This window comes from Candidatus Aegiribacteria sp., from assembly GCA_021108435.1.
Taxonomy (GTDB): domain Bacteria; phylum Fermentibacterota; class Fermentibacteria; order Fermentibacterales; family JCC-6; genus Aegiribacteria.
Genome location: JAIOQY010000127.1, coordinates 1 through 14,763 on the forward strand (window position 1 = coordinate 1; position 14,763 = coordinate 14,763).

Below are 14,763 nucleotides of genomic sequence, written 5' to 3' on the forward strand. Positions count from 1 at the left end.
TCCCCGACACTCATGTCAGCACTTGCCACACCAACTCCCAGGGCCGGTAACAGGAGCGCCGTCAGGATGGCAAGCAAGCCTATCCTGCGCGATCCCGCAAATAATATCATATTCGACCTCCTACTTTAAGCGGTATGCAAACCGCATCAACAAATTCGTATGCCTTTCCACAATGCTCTGTGCTTTCAGGCATTATTTCCCTTCACCTTTCATTCCTGGAAGGTTTCTTCGCCTCCACCTGATCCGATACTGACAGTTGAAAGCATTTCCTCCCAATTGGAATAGCTGACCTCTCCTTCAATTGTGGAGAAGATCTGTTCGTATTCTCCTGTTCCCCTTCTGTCGGCAAAAACAAACCTTTCATTCATGCCTTCGTGGTAGAACCAGATCTCATAAGGATCCACTCCTCCCTGAAAGAAAACAGCTTCAATATCATCTGGGGGTCCATAGATAATGTATACTCTTCCCCGGTCGGTTTCCCAGCCATCTTTAAAAGCACCGGAGTATCTCTCGCTCTCACTGCAGCGGATCTCGAATTGCTGGCGCTGCTCAGTTCTATCCTGCCAGTAGGCAGAGTAGAACCTTATAGCGGCATTATCGTCAAGATTGTCATAAATAACGAGTTCTCTGGAAGATAGAATAAATCTGAAATGCTCAGGATAAGGCAGTACCGTGACCTCCTCCGATAATTCCTCACCGGATTCAGAAATGGATTCCGCCTCCCTTCCCACCATCATAAGTTTTTCTACTTCAAGAGTATCGCCCTGAATGACAGTTGCCAGAACCAATCTATGCAGACCCGAGTTCTGTACAACACATAAGTCGAGACTATCTACCAGGCCAACCGCATCCGCACCATCCGGCACCGTCAAGGGTGCCCATGGTCGAGCGAATATGATCTCTCCGGCATAATTCTGCAGCTGACTCCGTATGCTCAGAGTACAGCCTCCCGCGCCATATATCTCTGCGTAGAAGTAAAGTGTATGCTCTCCGGGAAGTGTGAAACTTCCACTTGCAGCAGGATATATTATCAGTTCACCCTTTCTAAGAGGGTTATTTGATTCCTCCTGAGCATGAACAACAGCTTTTGCGAGTTCGATCTCGCTGAGGTTCTCGGGAGATTCAATCTCAAAGCTCCGGAACAACTGTCCCTCTCTTCCGTTTCCGATATCCGTTACAGCCACGTTCAGAACGTATTCTCCGGGCGTTACAGAGAGAACAATACTGTTGACGACCGATCTGTTCTGAGCCCAGATAGTCTCAGAGTTCCATTGATCAACCGATACAGTATCTCCATTTTCGGTCATCAGTACAATAAGCGTAGTAAACCTTGCCATTGAATCCTGATCCATGGAGAACTGCCCGATATCCAGCTGCTGATAGATTTCCAAACCGAGAGAACCGGTTCCGGTGTAATCGAAAAGAGCTGTATCAATTCCAAAACGGATATCACCCTGGCTGAGCGAAGCGAGATTCGAACCACCAGCGATTCCACAGATCGCTAGAAACGCAATAGCCCTAGAAAATCCTATGCCTTTCCCAGGCATTCCTGACCTCCTCCCATTCCGTATAGAGTTCGAAATCTCCGCATCCGTCATAATCAACGAAAGTCACTTCCAGAATTGGAGTAAAATAAGTCCAGGTTTGACTTGGAAGACTGAAATTCTCAAGTGGTCTGTTCTCGTTAATGTCCGGCTCACCCAGGAGGATATATACTCTCCCCCGGTCCGTATTGATACCCATTGTATTAAGAACAGAGAAGTGATCATCTATATAGTCAAGCCTTGTAAGATACTCCTCCAGATATTCATTCCGAACGGTTCCCGGTGAAGGGTCTCTCTTCTGCCAGAATTCTGCCATCACAGCGTTTCGGCTGGATGGTCCTTCTGTGTTGTTGAGATCCCTCATTTCTACTGAACTCGCGATTGGTCTGATTAAATTCTTAGTCAGATCAGGATCTTCGCCCCAGACATCCCAGGACTGAAGAAGATCGAGTCCTTCTCTGGAAGCAGCAACAATCTCATCATCGTGCATTACTACAGCAAGTATTTCGTACTCGCCTGCATCAAGACGATTAATATCAATTGATGCCGTGCATTCAAAACTACTTCGAGAAGCTGTCATATTCATCCAACCCTCTCTCCTGGTTACGCCGCTCGCGTCTCTCAGAACATATGCGGCACAAATGGAGTCGGGTTCATTGGATTGCAGGGGAGAGTAAACATTCCAGACAACTTCAGTTGAACCGGAAGCTCTCTGTGTTGCTCCCTCAAGAACCTGAAGACCGCCTGAAGACCAGAAAGCACTATCCACCAGGGAAACTTCTATTTCATCCTCCCATGAATAGCTCCTGCCAGTTTCAAGATCCCTTACAATAATTGTCAGCAAATGACTGCCTATCGGTATATTCTGAATCGAAAGAGTTTCGATTACCGGTAATTCGCTCTTTAATACTGATTCACTGCTTCTCACGGTTAACTCACCATCAATGATCGCGGCTGCTTCCCACGAAGCGACCTCTGATCCATCTTCTATCACGAAGAGCAGATCCTCTTCATCAAGGCGTACAGTCATGTGTACTGTACCGCCCCCCTGCTCGCGGGCAGGTTCAACATTCCAGTTCACCTGGAAACCGGTGAGTACCGAAAGTACCAGTGCAAGAAGTGTCATTCATTCCTTCCGACCGACCGGGGCAGTGATACATCATCTGCCCCGCGGGTTACTAAAGTCAGCTAAAATGCGAACCCCAGACTGGCTCTATGAACCATTTCCAGTCTGTTCCAATCCGCATAGGCGTAATCGAGGGAAATAGTATTGCTGCCAACAGGGATCTTAAATCCCGCTCCAGCTGTAAGACCCTCTTCATCCGTGTTAATACGATAGCCGCCACGAAGGGCGAACATATTATTGTACCAGTACTCGGCACCTATTCCAAGCTGTTCCACATTGTCGCTGGGATGAATTCCATCAACTTCTACTGTTAGGAAGTGTGGTCCTCTGTTGATGATATCCATCGCCATTCCAAGCCTGAAAGTCATTGGCATTGAGTATGATTCGTACACTTCCAGAGAATCCTCTCCGCTGTACCACGTAGTGTATTCCCCATCAGGAGTAAGCTCGCCGCCAAAGTGCTGTATGGACATTCCTATTCGAAGGGTTTTGAAACCCGTGTCGTAAAGAGTACCAATATCAACAGCAATTCCGCCTGCAGAGACATCGTCCCACTGCTCTCTGACATACTTCACGGTAAGACCGGCACTGAATCTGTCAGTGAGCATCCTGGAGAAAGAAAGACCTGCAACCATATCACTGCATGTAAAAGTCTCTCCCGTTCCTTCGGGTTGTTCAACGGTGGTTACGTCCATATCACCGGACTGCAGCATCGCAAATTGAACAGCGAAAGTTCCTATTCCACTGAACTCCTTTGTTACAACACCACCACCGTAAAGAATATCTCCATACCACTGCGTACCTGTGAACTGCACCTGTATTCCGGGCACTCTCACGAGACAGGCCGGATTCCAGAATGCAGCACTGGGATCGTCAGCGGTAGCGATAAACGCTCCACCCATCGCGGTTCCGCGAGCACCCAGTCCCAGTTTCAGGAACTGAGCGCCGGCAGTCCCGACCTTGGCAAAGGATGTTGCCTCGGCAGAAGTCGGGAACAGCAGGAAAACGGCGACCGCTACGGTCAGGATTATACCTGTATACTTCATGGTCACTCCTCTCCTACTTAATGATGGCAAATTTGCCGATTACGAAGTCCTCTTCAGTCTCAACACGGAAAATGTAAAGACCGGACGTGACTTCCTGATCATTTCTGCTGAGCAGATCCCAGAACTCCGTGCCTTCGTCTCCACTCCAGCTGCGATGTTCAAGGGTGATCACGTGATCACCGGCAAGTGTATAAATATGAATGTTACACATGGCAGGCAGATGTGTGAAAGCTATTTTGTCGAAGTAAGTCTGCTCCCATGCTGCTGAACCTCTATAAGGATTGGGCACAACCTGCACGTTCTCTTTCCAGTTGGCATCCGCAGTCATAACCGGAACCACTGGAAGAGGAGTTCCCTCAATGCTCTGCTTGTAGTTCGACTTGGTGCTTTCTACACCTGTCTCTTCGTCGTATGCGCAGACTATGTAGAAGTAGGGAAACCCGTTTGTCACATTGGTATCTGTGTATGAGAAAATACCCGGTTCAGTTGATGTAGCAAGAACCCAGTTAGCCGGTTCGAAGGTTGTTCTGTAGATGTTATATCCACCAAGACCGTCGTAAGATTCAGCGTTCGCACCCCATTCGAGTTCTACCTGGCCGTTGCCGGCTTCGTAGAAAAGAATAGGAGTAGGTGGAAGCTCGGGTACTCCCCAGCCTCCATCACGATAATAAGCGTCCAGCATATTGTCCGCTACTTCACGCGCACCTGCAAGACCCATTCCAACGAGCCATCCTCCAATGACATGAAGGCTGTCGCCGTCACACAGATCAACAGGCCCCGCAGCTATGAGGAACCTGTAGTCAAATACAGGATAATCAAGAGCAATGGGGTTATCGTATACAATGGGGAAAGGCCCTGGATTAAGCGGTGTAATGGCCTCTGGTGCCCTTTCGTTTCCGACCCAGTCAAGGAGGTACAGAGGTCCACTGGTCTGACCGTTCAGATCAGGGTTCTGACCCCACATGTAGTTGTACTTCTCCCCATCTGTACCCGGATCGCTATGCCAGTTCCACCATGAGTGGGAAATGGGAATAGGATAATCGTAGACGTCAATAGGACGTTCGATAGTCCCGTCAGCCTTTTTAATCCAGAAATCAAGAAGTCTCCAGCCAATGAAACCGTTGCACGGAGGAACTATTGTAGGTTCTCCGCTGTCATCAACGCTGGAGCCGGGGTTGTCACCATCCCAGATGTAGCTCATGTTGCGGGGAACGACATGGAAGACCGTGTCGCCCACCGTTTGCTTCCAGTGGTTCTCCGGCATGCCGTTGCTGAACATGTCCAGACCGGCTTCATTCACTGTCCAGATGGTGTCTACGCCCACTGTCCTGAAAAGGATCGTGAAATGATCGCTGACGCCGTTCTGGTCAACATCGTTATCAGGAATTCCATCTGCACCGAGGTAGTTGTAGTAATACCAGATGTTGTTGGGATCATCGGGATCCATGGTGTTGTCAGGATTCTGCTGGTAGGTGTATATGTCCTGCTCGCTGGCTGTGGTTCCGCCATCGAAGACATACTCGAATTCCGCCAGGGGATCGTTACACCAGATAGCATGACCGTCATAGTAAACAAGATCGTCTAGATGACACTCGGTGACATCAATAGTGGCAACGTCACAGTCGGCCCTTATAGCTACTACGAAAGCCTCAAGCTGCTCACCCGGATTACCATGCTCGGAGTGGTGTGTTACTATGTGGTTACCAACGATGAAGTTATTATAAGCCGGCGTACCCCATCCGTAGTTCTCCTGATAGACACCCATTCCATAGGGATCATCGTTGTAGGAGGTATCCCAGTCATCGTAGCCGTAGTGTGTTTCCTCCAACGCGACCGGCCCCGGAATCAGCTTCTCAGCCGGGTATCCCTCACTCGGTCGCAATTCCCATGAAGTTGAAGCGTCGGGAACGCTCGCGTATTTTCTTGCTGCACCGGAAGGAGTAACCGGACCATACACACAGGACCAGAAGTCACCCTCATAAAGATAGTAGCTTCCCTCTCCTCCCGGCCATTCCATAGATGGATAGACAGGCCGGTAGTCTCCGGTCAGTCCGATATTAACAAAGGCACTCCAAACGTTGCTCAGGTTGTGCAGTATCCATACAGCGGGCGGACGGTCATCGGTCTCGCCGCCCCGCAGTATATCAATTCCCTGCACATCCCTAGCAATGCCGGTACCTGACAGTGTGAACACTGCAAGCACCGTGAGTACCAGGAACCCGCGAGTGTACCTGGAGTTCCTCATACTCTCATTCACCTCCAATTCACATTTCGCGGTGCATGGAGGGTCCTTATTTCCACCCCGGTATGCTTCGCGATTGCTGTTATTATTACCATTTTCATATTTAACATTTCTCTATTCCGTAAGAGTGAAATTGACAGTAAGCGTTGTCCATACGCCTACCGGAATACCGTTGTTCTGAGCAGGTGTCCAGGATGTATTCCATGCTGCTGACAGAGCTGCTTGATCCAGCGAGTTAACTCCGCTTGAGTTGTAAAGTCTCACATCCGAAACGGAGCCATTGGCTGCTACATATACCCAGAGAGTGACTGTTCCCTCCACTCCAGCCTGGGCAGCCATTGCCGGATAATCCGGGCGGGGCTGATAGGTGCAGACAGGAAGTACCTCTGCAGGCATGAACCTTGGAGGTCCCATTTCCTCTGACTGACCACTTCCAAGCTCATCGCCCTGATCAATCGTTTCGACTGTCTCAAGCCCTTCTGTATCAGCGTCCAGAGACAACGTTATATCCTGATTAATTTCCTCTACCATTTCTTCGGTTTCCTGCTCGATCTCTTCCTGTTCTTCCTCTACTTCCTCTTCCTGTTCTTCCACGGCATCATCAAACGCAAGGTCTGTTTCAACCGCTTCCATCTCGGAATCAGAAGTTCTTGTCGAAAGCCTTCCCAGCTCGCTTGCCGGGAGGAACTCGAAGAACATTATCAGGATGGCAAGCCCAATAACCACTCCCAATTCAAATCGGAGGGAAGGGTGCCCGAATTCAGTTCTGCTCTCAGACATCATCCCTCCTTCAATTGTACAGTCCGAGCTCTTCAGCATTGAACTGAATGCTGTAAAGCTCTTCAAACCGCATGGAGTTAAAAAGACTAACCATATTTTCCATCGGAACCCTTGAATCGATATTAAGCACTACGACATCAAGTTCCTTGTTCTGCTCACGCCAGAACTTGTTACTCAGCCTGCTAAGCTGCTCAGCAACCTGAGGCAGGGGCATGTCGTAATCACCAATTCTGGCTATGAGTTCACTGTCATCGTTCCCCGGCTCAACCTGTTTGACCCATACGGTCACTGTCAGGAATTGCTTCCCAAGCTCACTCATTACCTGTGGGTGCGCCTGGGGGAAGCGGACTCTAAGTCCTCCTTCTTCCTTGAACAGGGTAGTGGCCATGAAGAAGACAAGCAGCAGGAAAACGATGTCAGCCATCGTTCCGGTAAAGATAGTACTTCCAACTTTCATTCTGCTTTTGAACTTCATTATGCTCCACCTCCCAGTCTTTCCTGGATTGTGATACCGGTCCTGCTGACACCATTCATGCGCAGAACATCAAGGGCTTTTACCATACCCTCATAATCACAGTCAGGGAAGAATTTGAGGATTACAACAAGTTCGCTTTCCCTTACCACGGATGCAATATCCCCCTGTCTGATATCAGACAGGACAAGTGTATCCCCGAAGGCAACCTCTCCAAAGATGGGGTCATCCTCCAGAGGGGTTTCACTGCCAAGAAAGGTCCGGATAATACCGGGCCTTATAATGGGGACAAGATTCTCCGCGGCAATAGCTGTTTCCAGGGAACTGAACGTTCCTGATGGAACTCCCTTTGCCACTTCCAGATTATTAAGGAGTCTGTCCAGACATGCTGACAGTTCTTCAGCTCTGTCCGCAGCAAGAATCCTTATACCGCTATGCAGGGTAGTATCCTGGAGGCTTACGTCCTCCCCGGCCCTTGCCCTCTGCAGTGGACCATCAGGTGGTGCCTGATCGATCAGCGCCACGTACTCATGGGCTCCCCACTGCTTGACAGTCATGACAAGCCTGTTCGTTTCGTCAATTACAACCTCTTCAGTCTGTTCATCAGGCTTCTTGGGAAGTTTGTAGGAGATGCCTTTCTGGACTTCAAAGGTCGTTGTGACCAGGAAGAAGATCAACAGCAGGAACGCAATATCGGACATTGAGGCGTCGGGGATTGCCCCGCTTGCTCTCGGTCTGTTACGTATCCGCATCCATGCTCCTTAAAGCTGCTTCAGGTGCTCCATCTCAGACAGCGTATCCACAAGGAATATGCTGGCTTCTTCCATATCAATTACGAACTTGCCAATCCTGGATATAAAGTAGTTATGAGACATCTGGATTGGAATTGCTATAACAAGTCCGGTTGCGGTAGTTATCAGGGCTTCCTGAATACCGCCGGCGACCAGGCTCGCTTCAACGTTCTTAGCGGCGGCTATCTCACCGAAAGCTTTTATCATACCTGAAACTGTTCCAAGGAAGCCCAGCATCGGGGCAATACTTGAAACGGAAGCAAGCACGACTATTCCTTTTTCAAGGTAAGCCATCTCTATTCCGCCCGCACTTTCCACCGCTTTTTCTACGGCTTCAAGACCTTTATCATGACGAAGCAATCCTGCGTGCAGAATGGATGCTACAGGACCACTTGTCCGTTCGCAAAGTTCCTCGGCTCCCTTAACGTCTCCTTTGCGGATGAATCCGCCGAGTCTCTCAAGAAATGAGCCGACATCTATCTTTAGTTTGCCGTAGGTAATAAACCTTTCGACAGTTACCGCGATACCGATCAACAGAGAAAGCAGGAGTGGATACATGAAGTTTCCACCGGCAATGAACAGATCTTTGAGATCCATACTTGCGCTTTGAGCTCTTTGTACTTCCTCACCCACAGGGATGTTTTCATCCGTTGATTCAGCCGTTTCTTCTTCGATCTCCGCAGCAATTTCCTGATCTGCGGTTTCCTCATGACCGGGTTCCTCGGGCTGTGCCCATACAAGGGCGGTCAGCACGAGGAACAGAAGCAGGAATTTTCGCATCTAATATCACTCCTTCTTTACATTCAGATGCCGGGGATTAATTCCCGGCCTGAATGGAAGAATTCATCCTACCATTCAAATCCAAGACCGAACTTGATCATCCGTGGTCTGCTGAATACATAGGGATTGCCCATACTGCCCGTCGGATCGCGATCGGGTTCTCCGTCTCCATCCTGATCAGCATCGTACCATGCAACACTGGCAATGGTATTGATATTCTGCCTGCCGAAGAGGTTGTCGATACGGCACCAGGCATCAAGTGTAACGGAACCGATCCAGAACGTCTTGTTTACCTTAAGAGTGGTCGACATCGTCCAGGGATATCTGCTGCCATTGATCTCCGGCATCGCAGTACCCTGATTGGATTCACTGTATGGAAATCCGCTGCCGCCGTTCCATGAAACGTGCACACCGAATCCCTCAAGGAATGTAGTGTTGCCGATTCTGGGGCCTTCACCCCTGGGAATGCGGAAATCTGCTTCCAGATTGATAGCATGTCTCTGATCCCAGTTAAGATAGGATTCCTTCTTCGGAATGACCCAGCCTGCCCAGACGTAATCATAATTCTGTCTTGCGCTTGAGCTTTTGCCCATAGCCACTGAATACGTGTAGTTGACACTGCCATACCAGTAATTGCTGGTACGTCTTGTAAGGTTAAGCTCAACTCCTCTGACATTTCCAAAATCACCATTGATATAAAGATCATACGAATCAAGCGCGCTGTAGTAATTATTCTGCATGTCAATCTGACCGGTGATGTCTTTGTAGTAGCCGGTTACGTCAATCATGGTGATGTCATCAAACTGATGCTTCACTCCCACCTCGTAGGAGATTGTCTCCTCCGGGGAAAGATCGGGGTTTCCAACCATCGGAAATGCACCTGCGAGATCGAAGTCTGATCCGTTGTACAACATGTCAAAAGCCGGAGTCTGGAAGTAGTGACCGTATGTGAAGTGAAGAACATCACGCTCGGTGATCGGGTGTGAGAATCCGACTCTGGGACTGAGGTGGTATTTCACCGGAACGGTTATCGGATTGATGATATGATTTGGATCATCAGGAGTGGTTCCCTGTTCTATAGGATTTGTCGGGTCCGCGGGATATTCATCGAAGTTCGGATCGAAGTAATCAAAGCGGAGACCGGCGTTAACGATCATTCCTCTGTACTCCATCTTATCCTGTATGTAGGCTGCGCCCGAGTTGGGGAAAACATGATAGCGGTTCATGTAGATATTACCGCCTGACGCTGTGTCTACATATGAATCGAAGATATCATAATACTTCGCTTCAACACCGGCCTTCAGCTGATGCTGCTGGCTGATCTGGCTTGTGATATCAGTTCTGAATGTTGATGTGTTGCTTCTGGTTTCAGTCCAGGCGTAGCGGCTTGCGCCGCTCCTGTAGAAATCATCAGTGTCGGGTCTTCTATCAGGAGTATAATCCAGCCAGTCATCCCAGGAAAAATCTTCTCCAAGCCATTCGGTGGTGTAAGTTGTATCGTCCGGATCATTTTTTATCTTGTAGTTGAAATAAGCCTCATACTGATTGAGCTTTATCTCTATGAAGGTCGCGTCGCTCAATGTCTGGGTAACACCCAGACCGACACTGTAGTTATCCCAGAATCTTATCGGGAGTCCGTAGAGAATACTGGTTCCGGTACCCGGTACCAGTGAATCTTCTCCGGTGCTGGACTCGATGTAGTATGGGATTTCAAATTTACTCCATGCCCACTGGCTCACGCCGGCGGTTCTGTCCATGTAGTAACCGGTAAGATTTATCTTGGTTTTGGGATTGGGCTTGTAGGTCAGCTTTACGTTGCCGGTCCAGGATTCTCTCCAGTCGTTGAATCCGTATCCGTACCTTCCGTTCTCACCTCCGCCTAGCTGTTCCCATTCTCCGGAAAGGAAGATTCGCATTTCCCCCGGAACCTGAACACCGATAGCGGGTAGAAGATAACCGGTTAAGGGTTCAGGCCCGCCAATCGAAACTTCGGCAGTTAGTGTTGCATCTGAGAATGGTCCTATGTTGCTCCATCGCCATCCGCTGTCAGGTTCTGCGGGGTTAACACCGCCCCAGTGCCAGTCGCTGGCAAGGCCAAGAGCTTCAAAGTTGTTGCCGCTGCCGCTTATCTCACCTGTGTAAGCGCTTCCGCCCTCGCGGGTGATGATGTTGACAATACCTGATTGCGCGTTACCATACTCCGCTCCGAAACCGCCGGTTATGGTTGACATCTCTGCAACTGCGGCCAGAGGAATGTCACTGTTGAAGACATTATTGGTAGGGTCTAACTGGGCAACACCGTCTACCAGGTACAAGACCTCACCGCTGCGGCCACCGCGCATATGAAGACCTCCACGCTCAGTGGCGCCTGCAACACGATTCACGATATCCGCGATTCCGGCTACCGGCATGGTCTTTATTTCCTCACGACCAACCACATGAAATGACTCAGTGGCATCCATCATGATCATTCCTCTTGAATCAGTTACTGTAATGGTAGTACTACCAACAGTAGCGATATCAAGACTGAAATTCATGGGAGTTGTCTGGTCGACGACGACCGCAACTCCCTCTGCTGTCTTAGCGCTCATTCCAACCATGCTGGCACTTACACTGTAAATACCAGGCTGCAGGTTGATAATGAAGTACTCTCCGTTTGCATCCGTCATTGCGCCGTAGGTTGTACCCACGACCATAACAGTGGCACCAATGAGCGGTTCACCGGAATTATCGGTAATTCTTCCGGCAATTTTACCCGTGGTACCTGCTGTTACTGACAGAGCCACGAACAGCACAAGCACAAAAGACATTATCGTTGCTTTTCTAAGCACCGCTGCAGCTCCTTTCTTCTACTCGCAGCCCATGCTGCGAAAAAAAACATTTCAACACTGAAGAAAGCCCCGTGACACACCTCCCTTTTTACTTCTTCAGAAGTCGCACAAACCATTGACATTAAAACATCTGTTAACACATCTGAACAGTCCTGAGAGTATACCCCCTTTAAAGTGTTTTGTAACTGGATTTGAACATAAGGTAGGTAAAAACTTGAGTCAAGACGCTTATCCATGATATTTGTCCGTTCCGTACAGATATTTTTCCAGAGCATAGACCGTCTGCTGCATTTCGGGTCAATTTCCTGGCATGACAACCTGTTCATACCGGGAAGGAGTAACATTTCACTTACCTTTCACTTCCTCCCGCACTGAAAAAAAACACATTAAGATGAGCTTAGTTCCCTGAATAAGCGTATTTACGGGGTTAACCCGCGTATTTCTGACCGAAGCAGCTACTGTCAGCCGGAGAAATACGCGGGTTTACTGCATATATCAATCATTCCGAACTATATCAGCTTCCTATTCCAAGCAGTCGCGGAATAGTTGGAATCCAGTCGAAAATCAAGAACTGGCACCGCCCGATGAGCAGGCTTATTCTTGCCATTATCGTGTAACCGAAGCTCGCTCCGAATGCGATCATCAGTATCGTAATTCCTACATTCGCGGTTTTACCCACGATTCCGGTATGCGCCTTGGAAAAGAAGAAGTAGACAAGGCCTGTAATAACACCTACGACAAGGATAATATTACTGAAGATAACCCATGCTCCGCCGGAGCTGACTGAGATAATCGTTCCTTTAACCTGTGCCATCGCGTTTGTCTGAAAGAAACCCACCATGTTCAGTCCGGCTCCGGCTCCTATTATCATTCCGAGCGCCATGCGTGAGAGCCCTGCTATCTTCGGTATAATCCTTGCCAGCATGAACAGCGCGAATATCCCTGGAAATATCCATACCCAGTTGAATCCGCCGTCCACCGGGAACATCTGCTGCCACCAGTTTGGCTTGAGTACATTCTCAATAGTGTAAATGACCCAGTAACCCGCGCTCATGCCTACAAAAAGATGTTCGGCAAACTTGTAGAACGGATTGTCTCTATAAAGGAAGCTGTAAAGGCAGAGAGTCAGCGCTGCTCCCAGCCATATGCCGAGTATTTCCCAGTTCATCCTCTGCCTCCTTTCTTCTTCTCAGAGAAGTAAGCAACATTACCTATTATTATGAACAGCATTATCACAAGATGCGCAATCGACTGGGGAGCCATTCCCTCTACTGCTGAACCATCCGTAATTCCCACAAGAGTTTCATAATCGGCAGCTCCCTTAAGACCGCCAAGCAGCCCGATCATCTGACCTGTCTGAAGATACGTATAGTACTGTGGAGCGCTGACAGCGGTACATCCGCCTCCAACAGGCACTCCGAACCTGTCTCCACCCATCATGACCCACGCCGGGACACCGGGATCGCCTGCTGACAGAGTGATGATAAGATCAAAATCGGTAAGATCGGATATGTATTCAAGCATCGGGATCTCATCCCACGGAAGGTTGTCTCTGTCCGTCGGAAATACCGCGTTCATGCTCGAACCGAGGCGTACTATCATGATTCCGCCGCCGGTCTTGTATCCAAGGTTGCACCAGTCCTCGTACTGTACTTTCCCCAGGCTGTCTCCAACACTGGACATAACTTCCTGTGCCAGGCTCGCCCCCTCAGGCCAGAGTGCCATACAGACCACGTTGATATCTTTTCTCATGAGATGGGTCGTGATAGCGATAGCCATCGGATGCAGCTCCGGCATGGTTGAAGGGCCATAATCGAAGCTCAGCAGAACATCGCAACCGGAAGGCAGTGTATCAACATATTCGTACATATCCCTGCTCGGCTCAGCACCTACGGGATTGGGGAAGATGAGATGTGTTGTAACAGGAATGATGACAGACAGTGCGATAAGAATGAAGATTATCCTTCTGTCCGTATTTCCGAGTTTTTCTAATATGGAAGCCATCAGTCCGTACCTCCCAGGTAACTGCGCTCGATCCCGAAAATCATTCGGAGGGAAGTGGACACGACCCCCATTGCTGCTCCTATCATGACAGCTCTCTGACCAGCGGTATTGGGAAAGGTCATGAGCCAGACTTTGGCAAGCGGAATCTTATCCCAGATCATGGCTCCTATCGGTACCTGTCCGAGCATTACGATGAACGCGGATGTGAGAAGAAGTGTAGCCCTCCAGTTAGATGCGCGGAATGCTCTGAATGCAGCGGAAGCGACGAAGAAAGCAAGCAGGCTGAACATTGTCGAGCCCATCGGAGCGACCATGTTCATGAACATGAAGTCAAAAGGTCTGGCTTCGGTTACACCATAGATCAGACCGGTAATAAACATCACCATGAAACCTGCAATGGTTACCGGGCTGTACTTCCAGTTCTTAAGCTTCAGCTTGATCTTCCTGAAATGCACATGCATGAGGTTAAGTGCTCCAAGGAATATCGCCGCAGAAGCAACGATCATATACCATTCCTGGAGGTTATCTCCCAGAAGCTTGATCGGCTGATGCGGAACAAAGAAATGGAGAACCATTATAATGCCTGTAATGAAGGTTATCGAAAGCGGTAATATGAGTCTCATGCCGGCCTCCTAATTCACTGTTACGAGTTTGCGGAGAAACTCGGCAACACTCTTCATTGGAGACCAGAAATCTCCTATGGACGCGACTATAACACCGACTACAATAAGAATGAGGAAAAACAGCTTACCTGCGTCCTGCCCCTTGAGACTGCCAAGCAGCTTGGGTTCCCGCGAAAGATAGGCGCTTGCCGCGAACAGTTCCTCACCGATCAGCGTATAATCGCATGCCGCTATGAAGAACGGTATCTGGCTGGGCATGGCGGTTCCGGCTATCTGAATGGCTCCCACGCTTCTTCCCGTTTCCGCAAGGATGAGGCTTTCCGCGTAGAAACAGCCGAGCAGAAATATCGCGGCCGGCTTCTCTCTGACCATGATTCCATCCACACCGGCTGCGTATCCGAACTGATCATCTGTAAGGTACTGTATATTTTCCTTATTATATGCGTCCGCCCTACCGGCCTGAAGATAGCCCTCCTTGACCACTTCCTGCGAAACACTCATGACAACACTTCTACTTGTTGGAA

At 49.2% G+C, this 14,763-nt stretch carries 12 protein-coding genes and 1 pseudogene; all 13 read right to left on the bottom strand.

The window, feature by feature from the left end; genetic code table 11:
* Positions 1 to 209: 209 nt before the first annotated feature.
* A complete protein-coding gene (locus tag K8R76_07205) occupies positions 210 to 1,547 on the bottom strand; it encodes a GWxTD domain-containing protein (GenBank protein MCD4847961.1) in 1,338 nt (445 codons plus the stop codon).
* Positions 1,519 to 2,670: a GWxTD domain-containing protein gene (locus K8R76_07210; GenBank protein MCD4847962.1), complete on the bottom strand. Its 1,152-nt coding sequence runs from the start codon at positions 2,668 to 2,670 to the stop codon at positions 1,519 to 1,521. The genes K8R76_07205 and K8R76_07210 overlap by 29 nt, the downstream gene beginning before the upstream one ends.
* A 62-nt stretch (positions 2,671 to 2,732) precedes the next feature.
* The gene (locus K8R76_07215; GenBank protein MCD4847963.1) at positions 2,733 to 3,716 is read right to left on the bottom strand and encodes a PorV/PorQ family protein; all 984 of its coding nucleotides are present in this window, start codon (positions 3,714 to 3,716) and stop codon (positions 2,733 to 2,735) included.
* Positions 3,717 to 3,729: 13 nt separating this feature from the next.
* Positions 3,730 to 5,961 (bottom strand): hypothetical protein, encoded by a 2,232-nt coding sequence (locus K8R76_07220; protein ID MCD4847964.1) that lies wholly within the window; start codon positions 5,959 to 5,961, stop codon positions 3,730 to 3,732.
* 111 nt (positions 5,962 to 6,072) lie between these two features.
* Entirely contained in the window at positions 6,073 to 6,738 is a 666-nt protein-coding gene (locus K8R76_07225; GenBank protein MCD4847965.1) for an energy transducer TonB, read from the bottom strand.
* A gap of 10 nt (positions 6,739 to 6,748) precedes the next feature.
* A complete protein-coding gene (locus K8R76_07230) occupies positions 6,749 to 7,213 on the bottom strand; it encodes a biopolymer transporter ExbD (GenBank protein ID MCD4847966.1) in 465 nt (154 codons plus the stop codon).
* A complete protein-coding gene (locus K8R76_07235; GenBank protein ID MCD4847967.1) occupies positions 7,213 to 7,962 on the bottom strand; it encodes a biopolymer transporter ExbD in 750 nt (249 codons plus the stop codon). Before K8R76_07235 ends, K8R76_07230 begins: the two co-directional genes overlap by 1 nt.
* A gap of 9 nt (positions 7,963 to 7,971) precedes the next feature.
* Positions 7,972 to 8,598 (bottom strand): MotA/TolQ/ExbB proton channel family protein, encoded by a 627-nt coding sequence (locus K8R76_07240; protein ID MCD4847968.1) that lies wholly within the window; start codon positions 8,596 to 8,598, stop codon positions 7,972 to 7,974.
* A gap of 251 nt (positions 8,599 to 8,849) precedes the next feature.
* Positions 8,850 to 11,612 carry a TonB-dependent receptor gene (locus K8R76_07245; GenBank protein ID MCD4847969.1) on the bottom strand — a complete coding sequence of 921 codons (2,763 nt, stop codon included), beginning with the start codon at positions 11,610 to 11,612 and terminating at the stop codon, positions 8,850 to 8,852.
* Positions 11,613 to 12,126: 514 nt separating this feature from the next.
* Positions 12,127 to 12,780: a hypothetical protein gene (locus K8R76_07250; protein ID MCD4847970.1), complete on the bottom strand. Its 654-nt coding sequence runs from the start codon at positions 12,778 to 12,780 to the stop codon at positions 12,127 to 12,129.
* On the bottom strand, positions 12,777 to 13,616 hold the full coding sequence (locus tag K8R76_07255) for a hypothetical protein (GenBank protein MCD4847971.1): 840 nt from the start codon (positions 13,614 to 13,616) through the stop codon (positions 12,777 to 12,779). Before K8R76_07255 ends, K8R76_07250 begins: the two co-directional genes overlap by 4 nt.
* Complete coding sequence (locus K8R76_07260) at positions 13,616 to 14,239, bottom strand: hypothetical protein (protein MCD4847972.1); 624 nt, start codon at positions 14,237 to 14,239, stop codon at positions 13,616 to 13,618. Before K8R76_07260 ends, K8R76_07255 begins: the two co-directional genes overlap by 1 nt.
* Positions 14,240 to 14,326: 87 nt before the next feature.
* A pseudogene (locus K8R76_07265) lies at positions 14,327 to 14,763 on the bottom strand (hypothetical protein).

Excerpts from the sequence above, each read along its gene's own strand:
- K8R76_07235 (MCD4847967.1), bottom strand. The coding sequence starts at position 7,962 with ATGCGGATACGTAACAGACCGAGAGCAAGCGGGGCAATCCCCGACGCC.
- K8R76_07220 (MCD4847964.1), bottom strand. The coding sequence starts at position 5,961 with ATGAGGAACTCCAGGTACACTCGCGGGTTCCTGGTACTCACGGTGCTT.
- K8R76_07255 (MCD4847971.1), bottom strand. The coding sequence starts at position 13,616 with ATGGCTTCCATATTAGAAAAACTCGGAAATACGGACAGAAGGATAATC.
- K8R76_07230 (MCD4847966.1), bottom strand. The coding sequence starts at position 7,213 with ATGAAGTTCAAAAGCAGAATGAAAGTTGGAAGTACTATCTTTACCGGA.
- K8R76_07240 (MCD4847968.1), bottom strand. The coding sequence starts at position 8,598 with ATGGATCTCAAAGATCTGTTCATTGCCGGTGGAAACTTCATGTATCCA.
- K8R76_07260 (MCD4847972.1), bottom strand. The coding sequence starts at position 14,239 with ATGAGACTCATATTACCGCTTTCGATAACCTTCATTACAGGCATTATA.
- K8R76_07215 (MCD4847963.1), bottom strand. The coding sequence starts at position 3,716 with ATGAAGTATACAGGTATAATCCTGACCGTAGCGGTCGCCGTTTTCCTG.
- K8R76_07250 (MCD4847970.1), bottom strand. The coding sequence starts at position 12,780 with ATGAACTGGGAAATACTCGGCATATGGCTGGGAGCAGCGCTGACTCTC.
- K8R76_07205 (MCD4847961.1), bottom strand. The coding sequence starts at position 1,547 with ATGCCTGGGAAAGGCATAGGATTTTCTAGGGCTATTGCGTTTCTAGCG.
- K8R76_07225 (MCD4847965.1), bottom strand. The coding sequence starts at position 6,738 with ATGTCTGAGAGCAGAACTGAATTCGGGCACCCTTCCCTCCGATTTGAA.
- K8R76_07210 (MCD4847962.1), bottom strand. The coding sequence starts at position 2,670 with ATGACACTTCTTGCACTGGTACTTTCGGTACTCACCGGTTTCCAGGTG.